Origin of the sequence: Sediminispirochaeta bajacaliforniensis DSM 16054, assembly GCF_000378205.1 — a bacterium.
Lineage (GTDB): Bacteria > Spirochaetota > Spirochaetia > DSM-16054 > Sediminispirochaetaceae > Sediminispirochaeta > Sediminispirochaeta bajacaliforniensis.
Genome location: NZ_KB899425.1, coordinates 1 through 19536, shown reverse-complemented (window position 1 = coordinate 19536; position 19536 = coordinate 1). Strand labels below are relative to the sequence as shown.

The following is a 19536-nucleotide window of genomic DNA, read 5'->3' as shown; positions in this document are numbered from 1 at the left end:
TCATTCCATCAATCTTTTTTCTTGGCTATCATATCTGCAATCACTCCGGTAGCCAAAACCTGTATACCACCCACAAAGAGTATCGTGATGGTATCGTTCGGCGTTTCGGCGAAGAAAATCCCCATCCGTCCGATGATGAAAAGCAAGAACCCAACAAGGAAAAGCAAGAGACTCACAGGAACGAATACTTTCAGCGGGTTAAAATAGGCAACGGTACGAATAATAAGCTGGATAAAATTGATGGTGTCCCGAATCGGCCTTATTTTCGATTTTCCTTTCCGCTTGAAGTATTCAATTGGTTCATAATGAACCTGATATCCATTTGAAAACATCGCAAGGGTAATTGTGGTTGTAAAACTAAAACCATCGCAGATGATCGGAAAAAATTTCACGGCAATCGAACGCCGAAATATCCGCAATCCCGAATTTATATCAGGAATTTTATCGTCAACCAGAAAACTTGCAAGCTTGGTAATAAACCATTTTGCCGGTTTGGTCAGCGTGGGTAATTTTTTGAAACTCCGCCGACCTACCACCATATCTAATCCCCGTTCACGGAACATTCCGAACAGCTCGGGAATGCGATTATTTGGATAGGTTCCGTCGGCATCGGTAATACAGATTGCTTCATTCTTTGCCGCTCGAATACCGGTCTTCAGGCTGGCCCCATATCCACGATTGTGCGCATGCTCGACAAGGCGAACCCGCTCGGCAAGCTGGGGATGATCATGGAGATACGATTGAATAATAACCGCAGTCTTATCCGTAGAGCCGTCGTTTACCAGAACCACCTCATAAGGCGTTTGGGACGGCTCCATAACCCCAGTCACGTGTTCGATGGTCTCTACTATGGCCTTTTCCTCGTTATAGGCAGGGATGACAATCGACAGTCCATTCATTTCGGATGCTTCACTCATATATATCACCTAAATTGGGTATTTCCCGCAACTTCAACATAGTCATATCGAAGTTAAAACGATCACACCATAAAACGTTCGTGCTTCCCTCCTGAACATCAAAGGCAAAAGGGACATTTCCGATACCATCGAGGTAGTATACAACATGGCCCTCGATTTCCAGTTTTCCAATGGGACGAGCCCATCTACCCTTTTTCGGGTCATCAAAAAATACACGGTTGGCAGTGTCCAGCGGCTTTCGGGTATCGACACTTAAAATTGGAATATTCTCCTCGATAGCAGAGGCAATGAGATGCTGGAATTCAAAGGTCTTGGCAATGGGATGATCATGAATCCGCTGCAACGGAGTATAGAAGCGTTCGATCGACTTCGGCATCGGAAGAGCTGTTATCAGCAACATCACCACAGAAAGCCCGGCAGTAAGAGAGATCAATACACCTCGTCGATTTAGTTCACCTACTATCGATAGGGGCAGAAGCTCATGAAGAGCGTATACAATAACGAGAGACATCGTCGGCAGGCAGGCAATAAAATAACGGTCAAGAAATGCCTCTACAGGAACGATCGGCTTTATGCTCTTCACCATAAAGGTAAGGAAAAAGAAAAAACTGGCATGAAGAACCGTCAATTCCCGAATCCACGGCTTTTTCTTGGCAAGCAGGTAGATGGAAGCGGCAACAAAGGCAATAAGCAACAGATGCCACGGGAACTCAAGATAGATCGTATAGCGCTCGAAGAGCCCCCAGAACGATTTCGGTAACTTGTCGGCATACGAGGAAGCAAGATGATTTTTTGCAATAATGCCGAGCCGCCCCAAAGGATCACCAACAGCCACGAAGTAGGCAACGTGCTCGATGACATAGAGTCCCAAAAGATAGAGGCCATAACGTATTGCCGGTCCCATCCGACGGTGCCGCAGAAGGAGAACAATGAGAATTCCCGGAAGAAAATAGAGATTTGTTATCTTGCTTTCATAGGCCAGAAATAATGCAAGAACCGACCCGACGAAACAGAGCCTGCTTCGACGGGAATCATCCTGAGCATGTTCAAGGTAGAAAAAAAGCAAGCAAAGTGCGGCGAGGACATAGGTAAGAGAAAAAACGGCAGGGCGAATTTGGCTTCCCGTACGCCACATGTAAGGCCAGGCGGTAAAAAGCAGCACCGCATAAAACGATACCCCCCTGCCGAACAAATGCTTTCCCAAGAGGAAGAGGAGCACCGTCTGTACAAGTGAATTGAAAACAGGAACAACGTAGTAGACAAGAGGATGCATCCCCAAAAGGAGCTGAAAAAAGGCCGTAGGGAGAATAATTGCCCACCGTATCGTCCTGTGCATTAAATCAGGGTATGCACCTGGCCCTATCAGCCGCTTGGCACTAAACCAGTAATCAATCTCATCCGGCCCGACATTGATCATCTGCAAAAAGTAGAGCCGAACAAAAAGGGTAAAAGCAATAAGGACCGCTAATAATAAACGGTCCGTCTGCTTATCGGAAAAGGATGATTTTTCTAACGACATATTTCCAGGCATATCCAATCCCCGCTGAAAAAACACGTGAAAGCATATAGTAGAGCATCAAAACATCGGTAAACAGCCACATGAGGATTTCATTGACCCCCAGGCCGATAACTCCGACAAGAGCAAACACCGAAAATTCAACGGCACGGTTGGAAACTCTTCGCTTGGCAAAGACCCAATACGTGCTCAAAAGGTAGTTGACGATCAGACCTGCCATATACGAAAAGACCGAGGAGATCAGGTAGTGAATACCTGCCACACTGGTCAACAGGAAAAGCAGCAAGAAGTCGGCAACAAGAGAAATTGCAGACACGAAAAAGTAGCGAAAAAACTCTACAAACCGATGAGAGCTTTTATCGACAAAAAGAACGCGAAATAGTCCCGCCACCGTCATGCGTTGTCGTCCGTTCCGCTACTTAAGCCGCCAGGAATAATTGAACCCGACGGTGACCCCAAAAATCGGAAAATTGTTTCCATTCTGCGGTACATAGATCTTCGGTTCGGTCCAATCGATTGTGTTATAATCTTCATAGTTTGCATCAACCTCGATCAGTTCTGCGCCATTGATAACATAACCGGCCTGCACCTCCATCAGCACGGTAAAGTCGCCGATCGGTTTACGGGCGTTCGCCTTTGCCCTGAAGACATACTCGATAGGGGCTCCGGTGAACATACACCAGGCAGAATCCTCGATATCAGAATTACGCGGGCTATCGTATTCATGCCAGGGGTTGGAAGGAGACTTGGATCCGTTCATCACATACTCGAAAGAGGCATATAGCTTAAATTCCTGAGGAGTACCGGCAAACATCAGATTTTCGTAATCGACAAGAAAGGCGAGGTTGTTTTCCCCGTATTTGTACCCGGCATAGAGGTCCTCGTAGGGGATGGCCATTTGCTCTCCGTTCTTCAAGGTATATTCGTTTACCGGATAGTAGGCATACTCGTAGGGAAGAATGCTGTAAGGAACATCCACGTATCCGACATCTCCCCAGCTACCGTCGCTTTCAATGGTCCGGGTCGATTCAAAGGTGTATTTGGTGGCTCCGGCATGGTGGAAACCCATGGTACCGAAACTGAAGTCCTTCCATCCCCCTATATTCCAGGCAATCTTGTCCTTGAAGCTGCGGTCGGGCACAAAGGGAAGAAAACTTAGGTTTATATCGTCAATCAGAAGCTGTGTCTCCGCCCCCCAATCATCGCGGGTTACATCGACAAAAAAGCCCATCATGCTCTTGGTATTTCCGGCCTGTACCCAGGGATTTCCGTCCTCGCTGGTGATCAACTGGAGAAAATACTGCGGAATGGGATTGAAAAAATAGTTGGCATCAAAGGAGCGGCCGAGATAGACCACTACATCCTCGAATCCGACCCGCCACCCCTCGCCGAGGTTGAAACCGTAGACCTTGAAATTCATCCCCTTGTCGAGCCAGTAGGTCTCACCATCTGGAGGGTCAGCGTCCGGCCATGTAGTAGTCGTCATACTACTCCAATCATCATCCGATCCATAATAGATCTGCGAACTGTCGTTGTTCATGCTGACCCAGCGGGTCTTGTAAAAGAAGAAATCCCCGTCGTAGTCGATCTCGGCATGAAGCACGGAAAAATCGTTCGAGGAGATAAAGAGGCTATAGGGGGTATCAACCACATCGTGATGGGGGCCCTGCCCAACCTTGAGCTGAAACCGATCGAGGTTGGTTTTGAGATAGGCATCATTGAGGTAGAAGTATCTTCCCCCCAGATAGGGCTCCTGTTCACTGTACGTTCCGTCATCGAGTAGCGATCCATCGATGAACATCTGAAATAACTGAGTACGATAATCGAAACTGAGCCGCTCTTCGTCGAAGAAGCTCGGAAGATCCGCCTGATCGTCCAACAATTCCTCTCGCTTCTCCGCCGTAAGAAAACCGGCGAAGTTAAAAGCCAGGTATTCTTCTCCCGCAGGAGGAAGCCAATCCTCATCCTCTCCCATCATGGTAAAATCCATAGCCCAGATTGGAGACAAGATGATCTGGCAGAACATAATTGCACATAGGGCACTAAAATATTTCTTCATGTCGTTATTCCTTATCGGCATCTTATCGTATGGCGGGCCATTTCACAAGAGAAAATGGATTCCGCTTTGGATTACGCCAAAACCTCACGATAGAGTTCAACTGTTTTCTCATACATGATCTGAAAGGTAAAATACTCTTCATAACGCCGGCGACCGGTCCTCCCCATTCGCCGACGCAGGGCGGAGTCGTTGATCAGTGTGGCGATCCGCTTCCGCAAAAGCTCTGCATCGCCTCTGGGAACCAAAAAGCCGCTCTCCCCCTCGGCAACCGATTCATTGCAGCCGCCGACATCGCTGGCGATCACCGGCAGTCCCCCTCGCATTGCCTCAATAATACTACGGGGAAAGCCCTCCCAATTGCTGATAAGCAGATAGATATCGGCCTTCTCCATCCGCTCGGGAACATCTAGCCGTTGACCCGAAAATTCGATACGCGTTTCCAATCCCAAGTCCCGGGCACGTTCCTTCTCGGCTTCCATACCGGGGCCGTCTCCGACCAGATCAAGCTCCCATGAAAGCTCTTTTAAACCGCCGAGAGCAGTCAAAAGGCTGGTGTGGTCTTTCTGCTCCTGAAACCGGGCGACCATGAGTAAGCGGCAGGGCCTTTCGGCAGGGGACGCCCCGAAGCTGTCCCGATCCTCCATCCACGGAAGGCCGTTGTGAATAGTAAGCATCTTTTTAGGGTTCACCGCACGTTTGCGCACAGCAAGATCATAATCATACCGACTGACCGTAATGACTTTGCGGCACAATGGCGAGATAAGCTTTTCAATAAGCAATACCGCTTTTGCCTGCTTGCCGGGTATTCCATCGGCAAACTGCCAGCCGTGGGCGGTAAAAATAGAAGGCCGGCCCGCAACGAAAGCGGCAAGTCGCCCAACCATACCCGCTTTGGCGGTATGGCAGGAAACCAGATCGGGCTTCAGACGCCGAAGCCTCGAAGCGACAGAGAAAACGGCGCGAAGATCCTTCCATGGACGAATGGGACGAACAAGGAGAGGGACATGTTCCCAGGGAATCCCTGCTCGCTCCAGTTGATCAGTCAAATCCCCTGGAGAGCCAACCAAAACCGAGGCATCATGACCATCTTTACGCAGGGCTATGGCCATATCACGAACATGGATCTGGGCACCGCCGATGGAATCTCCGCGGGTTATGATAAAACAAATGTGCATTCTCATCTAATAGGCATTCCTGTCGATAACACTTTTAAAAGGGGTAAGCAGAATAATCTTTAGATCGAGCAGAATCGACCAGTTCTCAATGTAATAGATATCGGCGGCCACCCGTTCCTCGATGGAGGTATCGCCGCGAAGGCCGTTGACTTGAGCCCATCCGGTGATACCGGCCTTCATGCCGTGACGCTGCATATAGCCGGTATAGCGCTCTTTAAATTGTTCGACCCAATAGGGGCGCTCCGGTCTGGGGCCGACGACCGACATCGTTCCCGTAAATACGTTAAAAAACTGCGGGGTTTCGTCAAGGGACAATTTTCGCAAGATTCGACCAACAGGTGTTACTCGGGGATCGTTCTTGGTGGTCCAGATGATATCGGAATCCCCCGGCTGTTGCACAGACATGGTACGAAATTTCAGTACCTTGAATAACTTGTTGTCGAGTCCAACACGCTCCTGTGAAAGGAAGACAGGCCCTTTTGATGTAAGCCTGATCGCCAGAGCAATAATGATGTAAAAGGGAGAAAAAAGGATGATAAACAACAGGGAAAAGATAATATCAAACAAACGCTTAAAAAAACGATTAAAGCCCCTTCGAGCAGGGATATCGCGCAAAGTGATGAGAGGAATTCCTTCAAGGCTCTCAAGCCGGCCCTTTGAAGTAATCAATTCGCTGAAACTGGGTATCACATGCATATGGATTCCTTCATGATTGCACATCTGTATTGCCCTTTGGAGCATATCACTGCTGGTGGAATCACATGCAAAGATAACGTGATGAGGCCTGATCTCGGTTAGGAGCCGGGGAATGTCCTCAAACGAACCAAGGATTTTATCGTTTTCGACCTTTACCTCTCCCTCTTCAGGGAGCCGGACAAAGGCCTTGACCAGATAGCCGTAAAGCCGGTTTCGTTGAATTACCTCTTCGAACTGCTTTGCGGTTCTGCCGGTACCGAGAACCAGAATAAGGCGTATACGCCGGCCTTTCAAGAGCATTTTCTTAATGAAGAATCTGGCAATAGCCCTGCCGAGGGAAACAAAAGCGACATTCAGAATTCCGAAATAGAGTACGACCAGACGACTATATCGATGGGTCTTGAGAAAGAAAATAACACCCAGCGCCATGAAGATGGTGACGATTGTCCCCAGTACTACCCGATTAAACTCATCGGTTACCAGGCCAACCTTCCCCGGACGATACAAATCCATAAAATAGAAGACCATCACCTGCGAAGAAGCAAGAACCAGGCCTATATACATATATTCCCGAAGATCGATGGCATAGAACTCGAATAGATTTGCTTCCTGAATGATAAAACGAACGGCAACTGCGGCGCAAAAGGCAAGGATGGTTGATAAGGTATCGACCACCACAAAAAGCAGCATGTAGGTCTCATTTCTTTCTCGAAACATGCTCTACCTTCCGAATCAATTTAAGGAGGACCAGTACGCATCCCAACCCATAGAAAACCGTATAAAAAATCATAATATATCCCAGCCCTCCGGCAAGAAGGGCCACAAAAAGCGCTGGCATCAACACCCCGGTAACACCCAGATTTTCACTCAGGAGTTTTTCCAAACCGATTGACTTTTTTGCTTCCGCCTTTCCTTCAGGAGCAATATTTCGGTAGCTTTGGAAGGCAAGCCGCATAAGAATATTAGAGGCGGCGGCTACTCCCCCAAGTAATACCCAGACATTACCCTTGGGCTCCCACGCAAAAAAAAGTGCGTTTCGAACGGCGGCAGCATAGCCGAGGCTTAACAAGACCGTAACATAGGCCACATATCCGCCGATTGCATCGGCCCATGCTCCATATGGCCCGGTAGTACCAGTGGCTCGCGCCATGTTTCCATCGGCACAATCAAGAACAGCAAACACATTAAAAAGAAGAGCCCCAATAATCGCCCAGCCCAAGGAAGCCGATCCAAACAGAAGAGCGGCAAACACGCAAATAAGGGCTGAAAGATACGAAACAATATTGGCCCGTAGCCCCCAACGTAAACAAAGCCAGGCAACGGGTACCGAAAGCGGCCTAAGAATATAACGAGTCCAAAGAGAATCGGCACGGTTCTTTTCTTCCGGGAGCGAATCTCTGATCTCTTTCATTGAAATATGGGTCATGGAAATTACCCCTCCCCGGATACTATATCTTGGAGTATGATTTCAAATCGCTCATCAAGTCTTTGTAGCTGATCATGATAGGCAGTATAGCTGTTTTGAGCAATACGTCGGCAAAAGGTATCATCCGTCAGCATCGCATCTACTTTTTCCAACAGGTCTTTTGCGTCCCAGGCGAAAGGGATATAGGTTTCACCAGCAACAAATATATCGGGCCAGGTCTCCAAATGATTCATATCCGGTTTGAGCAAGACCGCACCGGAAAGAACCGCTTCGAAGTCCCGAAAACAGAGCTCACCCCAGCCGAAGGGGGAGAGGACTATTCGGGACCTGGACAATTCGTGATTGTATTGGCGCTGACCAACCTCACCTGTGAGAAAACGAGGATCCCCCTCTATCTTTTGTAAAATAAGTCGGCGGTGCTCCGCAAGGCTGGGTTGCTTTACCAATCCCAGGCGTGCGTGTACATCGATATCACGTTCCTCAGAGAAAAGCTTGGAAAAAGCGACACGGCGGACAGGGGAATGAAAGGCTCTCACAAGCTTGAGATCCACCAGACGTGCCATAGCCACGGCAAAACGCTGTCGGTACTTTCTTTTGGGGAACTGACCGATACCGATATTCCACGAAAGCCTTAGTTTCTTTAATTGTTCGGCATCTTCTACCGCCGCCCTTGTTATCGGGTCCGGATCATCAACACCATGCTCGCGATGGAAATAGTCGGAGTAAAGTTCCTTTCCGTAGAGAGAACGCTGGTATAGAGAACGATCCCGGAATAGTGCTTTCTGATAAAAGCGGTCTACATAGGGCAACACCTGTGCACGGGGTATCCCTCCGCCGGCATCATCATGAAAAAAAATGATGCGATCATATTTATCACGAAGGCGACGCATCACCTCCATATCGACCCGGTCGGGTTTAAGAAACCAGCGAACCATAACGAGAATCCGATTACGATCACGCTGCAAGCAAAAATCAACAGAGTTTGTGTAATCGAAAAGTTTTTGATCACGATAAAGAAGGAAAGGCCGTAAGGTGTGAAAGCAGGCAATACGATCATAGATAGACAGCACGGTAATCTTAGCCATTACGTTAACCTCTTTCTGCTTGCTCTCTGTCTCCGGATACGCTAAGCTACCCGGACGGAGGGTAAGCTATGAACCACCCTACCATAGGTGTATTTTCAAAGCAACTTGACAATTGGACAAGCGGGAGCGGCCATCATTTGCATGAAATGATGAAGCATATCCTGGAACTGAATACCAAACTCCGCTTTGTGTTCATCCACTACGAAACAAGCGAGAATTCGATCTACAAACAAGTGGACGAAGAGATCCTCATTCCCCGCAATCCCCTGCGTGCGGCGGCAATTCTCCGCCGACACCATTTTAATGTCCTTCATTTCACTCCGCTGACGGTATTCGCCCCTATATGGGCCACTGCGGGCAAGAAAACGGCAACCATCCATGGAGTCGAGCAGCTTTTAGTCCCCCAATTCTATGGACATGCCGAAATGCTGCACGAAAGAGTACTTGTACCATACTATGCCCGGAAGATGGACCATATTATTACCGTATCACAAACCAGCAAGAATTACTTTGTCGAGCACTTTCGAGTACATCCGGAACGGGTGAGCGTTTGCTATAACGCTGTTAACAGTGCCTACCGGCTGCTGCCGGAGGACGAGCGGCGGCCACCGGAACGTTTGCTTCTGAAGCCCGGAGAACCGTTTATTTTTCACTTAAGCCGTTTTTCAGAGCGGAAAAACCCCTGGACTCTTTTGCGTGCCTTTGCCGAATTTATAAAAAAACGGACCGACTCCGGGATGAAGCTGGTCATTGGTGGAGGACGATGGGAAAACGAAAGGGTTCGTGCCGAACTACAACGTCTCAACATAGAAAATCGGGTCATTCTTGCCGGGTTTGTAGAGGAAGAAGAGGCTGTTCAACTTTACAACAGTGCAAAGCTTTTCGTGTTTCCATCATTGGCCGAAGGATTCGGCATGCCCAATATCGAAGCAATGGCCTGTGGTTGCCCGGTCATCACCTCGCCAATTTTCGCAATTCCCGAAATTGTAGGGGATGCAGCTCTGGTGATGAAAGATCCCCAGGATTTCCACGAACTGGCGAACCTGTTTGAACAGCTTGTTTCCGATACGACACAACGACGGGAATTGATCCGACGCGGGCTTCAGCATGCGGAAAGCTTCAAAAGCTGGGTTCCAAGTGCCCGAAAGATGTTGGATGTCTGGGAAAAGCTGGCAGGGGTTACAGAATAGCATATATGAGCTTCTCGAATTCCGCGACCCAGTCGAATTCAAATTTGGCTCGAAGTTTTTTTACCAAGGCCTTATTACGGGAAAAGGCTTTTTCATCATACAGCCCTTCTATTCGCGTTTGAATCGCCACGGCCGATCCGGGCTCGAATAGGAGCTCGTCGTATTCCAGCATCTCCGGAATGCCTCCGGTTCGTGAGGCGAGGAGCGCAGTCTCCGTGAAGATCGCCTCCAATACGACATTGGGATAGCTGTCGAACAATGAAGGGACGACCAGCACATCCGTGTCCTGCAAGTAGGGAAAGGGATCTCTGCATCTCCCCACGACATTAATCTGCTTGCGAGCGGTAGAATGCAAAACGCGATCTCGTAACTTCTCCTCATCGGGACCGAAACCGATTATAGTCAGTGTAAGATCATTGTTATCGGCACACAGCAATTCAAAGGCATCCAGCAAAAAGCGAATCCCCTTGCGCATGTTGATGCTGCCGATATAAAGGATATTACGAAGAGATCTGCTCTTGTTTGCTCCAGAAAATTCTGCGGCAAACCACGGTGTACAGATATTTCCACCGATTATCCTGCACTTTTCACCGGCAGAACCATTTCTCGATAGAAAAGAACCTTGATCGTATCTGCTTTGGAATATGATCATATCGGCATTCTTGGCGATTAGCTTTTCATACCACCAATATTTTCCCATCTCCACACATAGTTTTAACCGGCCGCCTATGTTCATGTTCTCACTTTTTAGCTTGTAAAGGTCCTCCTGGATAACATTGCTGCGAAAAGAGAAAAGCAGCTTTGCATGATAGTATTTCTTGAGGAATAGCCCTGCAAAATAGTGTGTTTCACCAAAGACCACAACAAGATCTATAGCCGGAACACGCTCAGTGATGTTCCCGACATTTTGGCGCACGCTTTTTTGAAACGCTACAGCCCTTTTACGGCCGCTTTTTACGGAGATTGGCAGCAGCGTGCATTCCACGGTAAAGGGGAGTTGCATGTCCTGATTCACTACAACGTGGACGCTGTGTCCCTTTGCCGCAAGCCCCGAAAGGAGCTCCAAATAACGACGGTGCCCGCCGGTTCGGAGCTCATTATTTAATAAGAGGCCTAATATTCTATATTTCTTCATGTTCCGCTCGAAACAGGGGAAGCCATCTTTGCAATAGATGGTATATCGTACGCGCATCAAATGCAGACAAAAGTGTCAGCAAAGGATATTGCGATAATGATTTTCTCCAGAATTCGAATCCACCCTTCACGCCCTCTTTTGCCAGCAAAATTGCGATACTCGATCTGATACGATAATAGAGCATCTTATTTTTCCAGTACTCTCTTTTGATTCGCGAATAATAATTATGTTCTTTCAAATAATTATATACTGTCATCACGTAGGTGATGTTTTCCAAGCGGGCATCCACATCCTGGATTCTGCTCGCATTATCACCATGGCTTCTCCACATGCCAACTATCTTCGGAATATATACGACATTATGCCCGGGAAGTAAGCGTAAAAGAGACTCCAAATCGGAACTGATAATATCAGAGCAATAAAAATCTATGGAAAGCGCTAGTTCCCGGTCATAAAGAGCCGTTAAATGATTTAGTTGATAATGCTTCTTCCAATATGAAAGGAAAATCTCCTCTCCCAACAAAATTCTAAAATCTGTCTCAGATAAGGTACTTTTATAAGATGGAGCCTGGTCAGTAGATATGACACCCTTATCAGCATAGATAATGGAAATATTTTTATTTTCTTGTGCAATCTTCATCGCATGCGAAAAATAATGACGTTCGGTAAGGATATCATCGCCATCGACATTAATGACCCAATCCCCGTGCGTTCGTTCATATAAGGTTTTTCTATAATTCTCAACCCTTCCTATGTTAACTTCGTTTCGATAATAACTAATGCGAGGATCATCGAGGAACGATTTTATCTTTTCAAATGTGCCATCGGTAGAGCAATCATCAGATATGATTACCTCAATATTTTCATAATCCTGCCTCAATATTCCATCCACAGCCTGAGCGATAAAGTGTTCTTGATTATACGTTGGAATCATTACCGATATGAGCTTATTATCATCTTTCATTACTGTTGGAACTCTTTTGCTGAACAATAATTAGTTTTATCGCAATTGTCATAAACGACTGTAGACCTAAAGCAAAGGTAATGCCTAAAAGGCCGTACTGGGAGCCTAAAAACCAAGCGACCACCAAATACAAGCAATTTGCAATGCAGGTAATCCAGAACCTATGCTGTATAAGGCCCATTGCTGTAACCAAAGGATCAAGGGCCGTAAAAGAAACTCCTATCATACGAATAAAAACATACATACTTAGAACATACCAGTAGTGAATAAAATTTTTACTAAACAAATAGGCAAGAATATTTTTGGATAAAAAAGTAAATACTATCACAGGAACAATGGAAGTGCTGAATATTATAATAACAATCTTGAAGAAACTATGGATAGCCTTTTTTAACTTTCCATCCGCGATTAACTTTGCCAATTCGGGATAGATCGCCTGATATATCGGATTAACAAATTTCGAAAGGATTTGAGATATCTTCTTAAATAAATCGTATACAGCAAGAGCTTCTTTGGATATCAGTTTTGCTACAAGTATTTTATCGAATTCTTTTACGGGCAAGGCAATGGTGGTATTGAGATTACTCCAGATAGAAAACTGAAGGAATTGCTTGCTCTTCTTTATGGAGCCATACATCCAGTCCTCCAGCCCCTCGGCCTTCAACGTATACAACGAGAAAGCAACCAACAATAAATTACCGAACACTTCAATGGCCAAAACCGCAAGCGTGTAGTTATAAAGATTGATTCCTTTTATCAGCAAAAGTAACAGTACTATTACTTTTGTTATCGACATTGCAATTTTTTGTACAGAAATCAACGAAAAGCGGTTAAAAAGCCGTAATATGCCGATTGGCGTACCGTAAATGTGAGAAATAATAAAGAGCGAATAGATCGTGGCTAAACGTTGCGTTGTGCCATCCCAACGGAACCACCTACCGGCGAATTTCACTAACAAGAGGGCACAAAGAAGGCCTAATACAGCACTGGCAACATCAAGCAAGAAACCTAACTTGATATATTTTTTTAGTTCGGATTGATTATTTTCCGAAATTGCATCAGATCCATATTTTATAAGTGCTTGCCAGGATTGGAAATTAAGCAATCCATCAATAGAAAGAATATAGGTCTGAATCAGGATAAAGGATCCATACGCAAGGGCCCCTAGGGATTTCATCGCTATGGTCATGGAGATAATCCCAAAGAGCGAGGCAACAACATTGCCCGATATTAAAACGGATACATTTTTTATTAATCGCTTAAAAAATGTATCGCTGAACCATTTTTTGATCATAGTCATAGCTTTTGGGTCAAAAATTCCACTCTGCCGAAATCAGAAGACCAAAGGAATCTTCTAATGAACCAAAATCATAACCGATACCTATTCGACCGGATAGATAGCCATAATTAAACAAACTCTTACGCTCCAATTCGAAATAGGTATGTATGAGATATTCTTCCCTGTCATACAAGCTTACAAGATTATTGTCAGCATCAAGAACATATGCCGGATAATAGCGGGCAAAAGAACAGAGCGCGGTATATTCAAGAAGGGCTGCGATGCTCCCATGTATTCCCACATGATGGATCTTCATACGGTTGTTGGCAATTTTCAAATCTTCATCAGACCCAATAGTCGAAAAGAAGCTGTTTCCAATCACCGAATTGAGGTGGGTCCAACCGTTTTGATAAAACCAGTTGTCGTAGTAACGATCAAAACCGCCTAAGATTTCATCACCAATATTATGAACATCACCACTTTGGTCAGTAGTTTGTACATACTCATACAGGAACGTATCAATATAATGAAAGGGCAGATGTTCGATCGAAAGCCCCCATAGGCCATCAATTCCATTCTGGAAGAATTTCAATCCGCTTCGATCTTCAAAAAAGTGTTGATAATAGGCGTGCAGGTCAAGACCTGCAATCTCGCCATAAATTCCGAAATCCCAGATACCGAGATGATTGCCCAACCTATTGAGCTGTTCATTTGTCGGGGCATCGTCGCCCCCTTCGTCTGCGAAAAAAATACGCCAGAAATTCTCCCAGGTAATACCGCCGTCTTCTCCTATATCATTTGAACCACCCCACATGGCTTCATGAACCAAACCGACATAGGGTGAAATCCCAAAGGGAAGATTTATCTTCCCGTAAAGAGCTTTTTCATGCAGCAAAATACCGTCCGTATAACGATCTCCCTGGAACCAACCATGGGAGATTAATCCCTTTACCTCAAGGATATTGCGTGTAAAGGGAACAGGAACATAGTCGAAAAAACCGGCGCTTATGCGTGGTATTGGTGATGCATGTTCGCTTACCACCATTGAACCAGTGGAAAGAGGTTCATACACGTCGCCCAAGGTTTGCCTTTTTTTTCCGGCATACACCGAAAAGCCGTAGAGGTTGAACTGGTAGTATAATTCTTCGATCGATATACTCGAAGATTCAGATACATTAGTCGCGACATCAAAACCGTAGATGAAGCTGATTATGTCGTTTATTTTAAAAAGTTGAGCAAATGAGATGTCTATTACATCCTGTATATCCGTATCTTCGGTTGTACCCCAGCTATTGGCAGTAAGCCAATGGGGAAGATCATCGCCCGATCCCAAAAGGAAGCTATTTTCAATTCGTATCGTTGCAGGTAATAATTCCGAAAAAGAAAACAGGGGATGAAAAAAAACAAGGCATATCAATATACATATTATTCTCCGCATAGAAACATTACCTATAACACTAATGTTGTTCGTTTATCATGCTCATGAACTTACCAAGGCTCTCTTGCCATGGTTTTGTCTTTATACCGAAAGCCGCTTCAGTTGCAACCGTCGATAATACAGACCATTTTGGTCGTTTCGCCCGAGAAGCAAATTCATCGCTGGTGCAAGGTTCGATTAAAACTCGTTTTTTTTGGATACCCAATTCTTGCGCTAAACGGGCAATTTCCAAACTGAATTCATACCAACTAGCTTGCCCTCTCCCACAAAAATGGTATACCCCATAGTTATCGGAATTCCTTTCGATTATTTCGGCAATAAATTCGGCCATTACACGGCTCCAAGTCGGGCAGCCAATTTGATCCCGGACAACCTTGACCATGCTGCGTTCTTTGAATAGCTGCAGCATACTGAATACAAAATTCTTTCCCCACGTACCATAGAGCCAGGCTGTACGAATTATAAAGGCACGTCGAGTTGCCTTCTTTATTGCAAACTCCCCAGCCAATTTGGTCCGGCCGTACACACACTCAGGAGCAGCAGGATCACATTCCTCCAGCGGCCTGTCAATCGAATCCCCTGTAGAACCAAATATGTAGTCCGTTGAGACGTGAATAATCCTTGCACCAATCTCTTCAGCCGCCATTCCTAAATAACGAGGCCCGAAGACGTTCAATTTTTCGGTAGCCTCAGGTTCATCTTCAGCCTTATCTACAGCGGTGTAGCCTGCACAATTAATAATCCAATCGATGCCATTTTGCTGTGCTACAAATTTTTTGGCTACCTCACTATCAGTGATATCAACTTCTATATCGGTACCGATATATTGTAGTTGTTTCCTTTCCAAAACATCAGCAACCTCCCGTCCAAGTAATCCCTTGCATCCAACTAACCATATCATGCGTATGGTTCTTCCAAGTCGCTAAGCCATGGGAGGCCTCTATCTTTTTCCGAAATCAAAGCTTCATCTTCACTAATAGGCCACTTGATTCCTATGTCGGGATCATTCCACCGTATCCCTCCGTCGCTTTCTGGAGCGTATTCAGCAGTTACTTTATAGACCGACTCTGCAGTATCGCTTAATACAGCGAATCCATGAGCAAAGCCTGGCGGCAAAAAAAACATGCGCTTGTTTTCTGCAGAAAGTTCCAGGCCATACCATTGTTTATAGGTAGGAGACCCAACCCGTAAATCAACGGCAACATCCCACACCACCCCAGCGACACATCGAACCAATTTCCCCTGACCATGAGGAGTCCGCTGAAAATGTAATCCTCGCACTACGTTTTTTCGTGATCGACTATGATTATCTTGCACAAATATCTCATGAATACCAGCCGTCTGAAATGCAGATGCTTTATACGTTTCCATGAAAAATCCCCGCTCATCCGCAAAGGCATGTGGTTGTACAACGACAAGCCCTTCAATGGCCAACCTTTTGAATTCAAACGGCATTACAATCCCCCATCATAAAATGCTGCAATTTTTCTCTCTAAAACGATATAATCGCCACATAATTTTTTTCTTCAGGATTCGATATTGTCTTCTTATCATACCAATTGCTTTAGTATCGTGTTGCCACCATCTGAAATACCTATTGGGCAATCGTATATCCAATGCAATTGCTTTCACGGTTATACCTGTTTGCCATTGGCAAAAAGGGAAACATATCTGATCTCTTTTTGACCATCTCTGCAATTGTTCCCACCAACAATCCATAAGCTTTATTACCTCAGGATCATTATGCCTCCGCACTAAAAGGTTATTCTCTGTCAATCCCCAGTTCCGAGGAAATCCAGCGGCCTCGTAGTTGGCTAATTGATCGAGAACATCTTTTTGAGGAGCCTTATTGATCTTGATACAATACTCGCCCTCTTCATAGGCACAGTTTTTCATGCGGTGCTGGGGTGCAGCAATCCTCTCTTGTAATAAAATAGTATCTAAGAGGCGGGAAGGATCCTGCAAAACTTCAATATTCCCGTCTATATATAATGATTTTTCATATTGCCCCAGCACAAGATGCGGATGAATCTTAAGAAATCTATTGCTCATAACAGCATCAAATCTGTCGTCAGAAAAAGGTATGAGCGTCCACCCCCGATATTTTTTCCTTTTATCACATGAAGTAAAACATACGAAATCACAATGCGTCGCATGAAATTTGATGGGCTTTAAACGATCGTAATTATTGAAGATTGCAGTATATACAACATTGCGTGCCAAGATTACTATCCCGCTTTACGATTCATCATGGGCACGCTACTCGCCGTAAAAATCGCGATACCATTCAACAAATTTTGCTACCCCCGTTTCCACAGGCGTAGAGGGCTTGTAGGCGAAATCCCGTTCCAGGCAGGAGGTATCGGCCCAGGTGATAGGAACATCGCCCGGCTGTATAGGAAGTAAATTCCTTTGGGCCTTACGTCCGGAATATTTCTCAAGCAGGTCGATGAATTCCGTGAGATCGACAGGTTTCCCCCTCCCTATATTGTAGAGAGTGTGGGAGCCATCATTTTTAGGAGAAGAAATAACCTGGACAACCCCTGAAACAATATCGTCGATATAGGTAAAATCCCGCTTCATATTACCGTTATTGAATACCTTGATGGGCCTGCCTTCAAACATTGCGGAAAGAAAAAGTGTCGGAGCCATATCGGGACGCCCCCAAGGACCGTATACGGTAAAAAAGCGGAGCCCCACAGTAGAAAAGCCGTATAGGCGACTATAGGCAGATGCCATAAGCTCGTTGGCTTTTTTAGTGGCAGCGTACAAGCTGACCGGATTATCAACCCGATCGCTTTCCCGAAAAGGAACCGAACGATTTTCCCCATAGACACTGGAACTTGATGCATACACAAGATACGGGACGTCGGCATGACGGCATGCCTCAAGAATCGAAAGGAACCCAGTCAAATTGCTATCCGCATACGCAAAAGGATTTTCCAGACTATAACGAACCCCGGCCTGCGCCGCCAAGTTACAGACAACATCAAAATTCTCTTCCCGAAAAAGACGGGTAACGACATCTTTATCTTCAAGGGCCAATTGCATAAAACGGTATTCGGGGTAACGGGAAGAACCTATCATTTTTCCATATTCCACAACCTTCTCCCCGATACCGGTCGTATGAAGGCGTGCATATTTCAAGGCTGTATCATAATAGTCATTGATCGAATCGATACCGACAACCGCCCATCCTGCATCAAGCAATGTGCAGACGGTTGCATGACCGATAAACCCCGCCGCTCCTGTTACAAGTATTTTCTTCACTTCAGCCTCTGCATCAATTGGTCTTCCAGCCATGTTGCCATCACATCCATCCGCTTTCCGAACATACTCGGCAAATGAATGGGAACACCCAGCTTTCTCGCTCCCGGTTCTTCTTCGACTTGACTTGCACTGTACACATACAGATATCCATCGGCAGTGAACATCAGCATTTCGCTTCGAGTTCCTCCGGCTTTCAGAACAGGGACAATGGTGTACCACATCCGTTCAATATTTGTCGAACGAAAACTAAGAAAGTCGTCACCAACCTCAATTTCTTCCTTCAAAACAGTTCCGGAAAAATTTGCCTCGTCGACATATTGGTAGTATGAAATTGACTGAGGTACATCCTCAGGCGTGTAGGAAAAAGAATCCTTCCTTTTCCCCTTCTTATCCGAAATATATGTCTCCTCAAACAAAACGACATCCTCATCCCGCCTGGAACTGTGATAGGTATAACCTACTTGTGTTTCCGGAGTGCCAAGAACGTTCACCACTGCGGTAAAAAGTTCCCTATCCGAAAGATCCAATTGGGTGGGAAGCGTTATACGATACAGTTTCTGAACCGTAACCTCCGGCCGGTAGTCGAAAAACCGCTCTCGCAAGGCATCGGCACCAGGCACATCAGGAAGCAATGTCAGGATAGGTATCTCTCCCTCTTCCCAACGAATCGTATCATGCAGAGGATAATCGCCATCGGGATGGTCGGATAGTGCGGAGAAAGGGACCGCGAAAAGAGGAGTTCCCATTATAAGAAAGAGAATCAGAGAAAAACCATTAATGGGATACCAGATGTTGATTTTTTGCTGTTTCATAATGTAAAAGTAACACAAAAAGTCTATAGATTACTATTAAAGCGCCCCGACTATTCTAAAAGAATGGCGAGGATTGTGTTGACGCCGGAAGCAAGATCTCAAACATATCATTATTCCAAACTGTCTCGTAGCGGTTCCTTTGAATAAAATCATTCATAAGATTACGAACGCCGACGGCCTCCCTTTTTGAAGATAACGGCCCATTGTTCGGCCAAGCACTACGGGTGTCATGCAAAGCACGAATTATTGGCGGGTAGCGCGTAGTTGTCGCTTCAATTTTTTGCAATAATTGGCGAAAGGGTAGTGTCAATAAACTTGCGCAAATTCTTTTTGCCTCAATCTGAAGAATTTACTTATGAGACCTGATCCTCCCGATCGTAATCAATCAGCAGGTCCATATTCAGATACTTCCGTTCACTCCATGTAGAACCTGAAATATGACGCAGCCGGGCCGAGACCAGCATCAGGGCAGATTCTCCATCAGGGAATGAACCGATTACTCGTGTCCTCCTTCTGATTTCTCGCATGATTCTTTCAAGTCCATTGTTGGTCCTGATTCTTTTCCAGTGCTCCA

The 19536-nt window shown here is 45.8% G+C and carries 19 protein-coding genes; 1 reads left to right on the top strand and 18 read right to left on the bottom strand.

Annotated features, from left to right (window positions below; genetic code table 11):
• Nucleotides 1-8: 8 nt before the first annotated feature.
• From F459_RS0117210 to F459_RS0117175, 8 genes are all read right to left on the bottom strand, one after another.
• A complete protein-coding gene (locus F459_RS0117210; RefSeq protein WP_020613954.1) occupies nt 9-917 on the bottom strand; it encodes a glycosyltransferase family 2 protein in 909 nt (302 codons plus the stop codon).
• Complete coding sequence (locus F459_RS0117205; RefSeq protein WP_245540215.1) at nt 910-2436, bottom strand: glycosyltransferase family 39 protein; 1527 nt, start codon at nt 2434-2436, stop codon at nt 910-912. Before F459_RS0117205 ends, F459_RS0117210 begins: the two co-directional genes overlap by 8 nt.
• Nucleotides 2405-2830 (bottom strand): GtrA family protein, encoded by a 426-nt coding sequence (locus tag F459_RS0117200; protein WP_020613952.1) that lies wholly within the window; start codon nt 2828-2830, stop codon nt 2405-2407. Before F459_RS0117200 ends, F459_RS0117205 begins: the two co-directional genes overlap by 32 nt.
• A gap of 18 nt (nt 2831-2848) precedes the next feature.
• Nucleotides 2849-4492: a hypothetical protein gene (locus F459_RS0117195; RefSeq protein WP_020613951.1), complete on the bottom strand. Its 1644-nt coding sequence runs from the start codon at nt 4490-4492 to the stop codon at nt 2849-2851.
• Between the two features lie 71 nt (nt 4493-4563).
• Nucleotides 4564-5673, bottom strand: a complete 1110-nt coding sequence (locus F459_RS0117190) for a glycosyltransferase family 4 protein (RefSeq protein ID WP_020613950.1) — start codon at nt 5671-5673, stop codon at nt 4564-4566.
• Nucleotides 5674-7080 (bottom strand): undecaprenyl-phosphate glucose phosphotransferase, encoded by a 1407-nt coding sequence (locus F459_RS0117185; RefSeq protein WP_020613949.1) that lies wholly within the window; start codon nt 7078-7080, stop codon nt 5674-5676.
• A complete protein-coding gene (locus F459_RS0117180) occupies nt 7061-7789 on the bottom strand; it encodes a CDP-alcohol phosphatidyltransferase family protein (protein ID WP_020613948.1) in 729 nt (242 codons plus the stop codon). Before F459_RS0117180 ends, F459_RS0117185 begins: the two co-directional genes overlap by 20 nt.
• A gap of 5 nt (nt 7790-7794) precedes the next feature.
• Complete coding sequence (locus F459_RS0117175; RefSeq protein WP_020613947.1) at nt 7795-8874, bottom strand: glycosyltransferase; 1080 nt, start codon at nt 8872-8874, stop codon at nt 7795-7797.
• Nucleotides 8875-8942: 68 nt separating this feature from the next.
• Between F459_RS0117175 and F459_RS0117170 the strand changes: the two genes are divergently transcribed.
• Nucleotides 8943-10064, top strand: coding sequence for a glycosyltransferase family 4 protein (locus F459_RS0117170; RefSeq protein ID WP_020613946.1), 1122 nt, complete (start codon nt 8943-8945; stop codon nt 10062-10064).
• Here the strand turns inward: F459_RS0117170 and F459_RS0117165 are convergent.
• From F459_RS0117165 to F459_RS0117120, 10 genes are all read right to left on the bottom strand, one after another.
• Complete coding sequence (locus F459_RS0117165; RefSeq protein WP_020613945.1) at nt 10054-11199, bottom strand: glycosyltransferase family 4 protein; 1146 nt, start codon at nt 11197-11199, stop codon at nt 10054-10056. The two genes, F459_RS0117170 and F459_RS0117165, sit on opposite strands and share 11 nt — an antisense overlap.
• Nucleotides 11186-12163 (bottom strand): glycosyltransferase family 2 protein, encoded by a 978-nt coding sequence (locus tag F459_RS0117160; protein WP_020613944.1) that lies wholly within the window; start codon nt 12161-12163, stop codon nt 11186-11188. The genes F459_RS0117165 and F459_RS0117160 overlap by 14 nt, the downstream gene beginning before the upstream one ends.
• The gene (locus F459_RS0117155; protein WP_245540214.1) at nt 12153-13457 is read right to left on the bottom strand and encodes a lipopolysaccharide biosynthesis protein; all 1305 of its coding nucleotides are present in this window, start codon (nt 13455-13457) and stop codon (nt 12153-12155) included. The genes F459_RS0117160 and F459_RS0117155 overlap by 11 nt, the downstream gene beginning before the upstream one ends.
• A gap of 16 nt (nt 13458-13473) precedes the next feature.
• Entirely contained in the window at nt 13474-14859 is a 1386-nt protein-coding gene (locus tag F459_RS0117150) for a capsule assembly Wzi family protein (protein WP_020613942.1), read from the bottom strand.
• Nucleotides 14860-14899: 40 nt separating this feature from the next.
• A complete protein-coding gene (rfbD, locus tag F459_RS0117145) occupies nt 14900-15781 on the bottom strand; it encodes a dTDP-4-dehydrorhamnose reductase (protein WP_020613941.1) in 882 nt (293 codons plus the stop codon).
• A complete protein-coding gene (gene rfbC / locus F459_RS0117140) occupies nt 15778-16335 on the bottom strand; it encodes a dTDP-4-dehydrorhamnose 3,5-epimerase (RefSeq protein WP_020613940.1) in 558 nt (185 codons plus the stop codon). The genes rfbD and rfbC overlap by 4 nt, the downstream gene beginning before the upstream one ends.
• Nucleotides 16336-16347: 12 nt before the next feature.
• Nucleotides 16348-17103, bottom strand: coding sequence for a glycosyltransferase domain-containing protein (locus tag F459_RS0117135; protein ID WP_020613939.1), 756 nt, complete (start codon nt 17101-17103; stop codon nt 16348-16350).
• Between the two features lie 36 nt (nt 17104-17139).
• On the bottom strand, nt 17140-18150 hold the full coding sequence (locus F459_RS0117130) for an NAD-dependent epimerase/dehydratase family protein (RefSeq protein ID WP_020613938.1): 1011 nt from the start codon (nt 18148-18150) through the stop codon (nt 17140-17142).
• Nucleotides 18147-18962: a DUF6675 family protein gene (locus tag F459_RS0117125; RefSeq protein WP_020613937.1), complete on the bottom strand. Its 816-nt coding sequence runs from the start codon at nt 18960-18962 to the stop codon at nt 18147-18149. Before F459_RS0117125 ends, F459_RS0117130 begins: the two co-directional genes overlap by 4 nt.
• A gap of 353 nt (nt 18963-19315) precedes the next feature.
• Nucleotides 19316-19536: transposase (locus F459_RS0117120; protein WP_020613936.1), on the bottom strand; the 221-nt coding region annotated here is incomplete at its 5' end.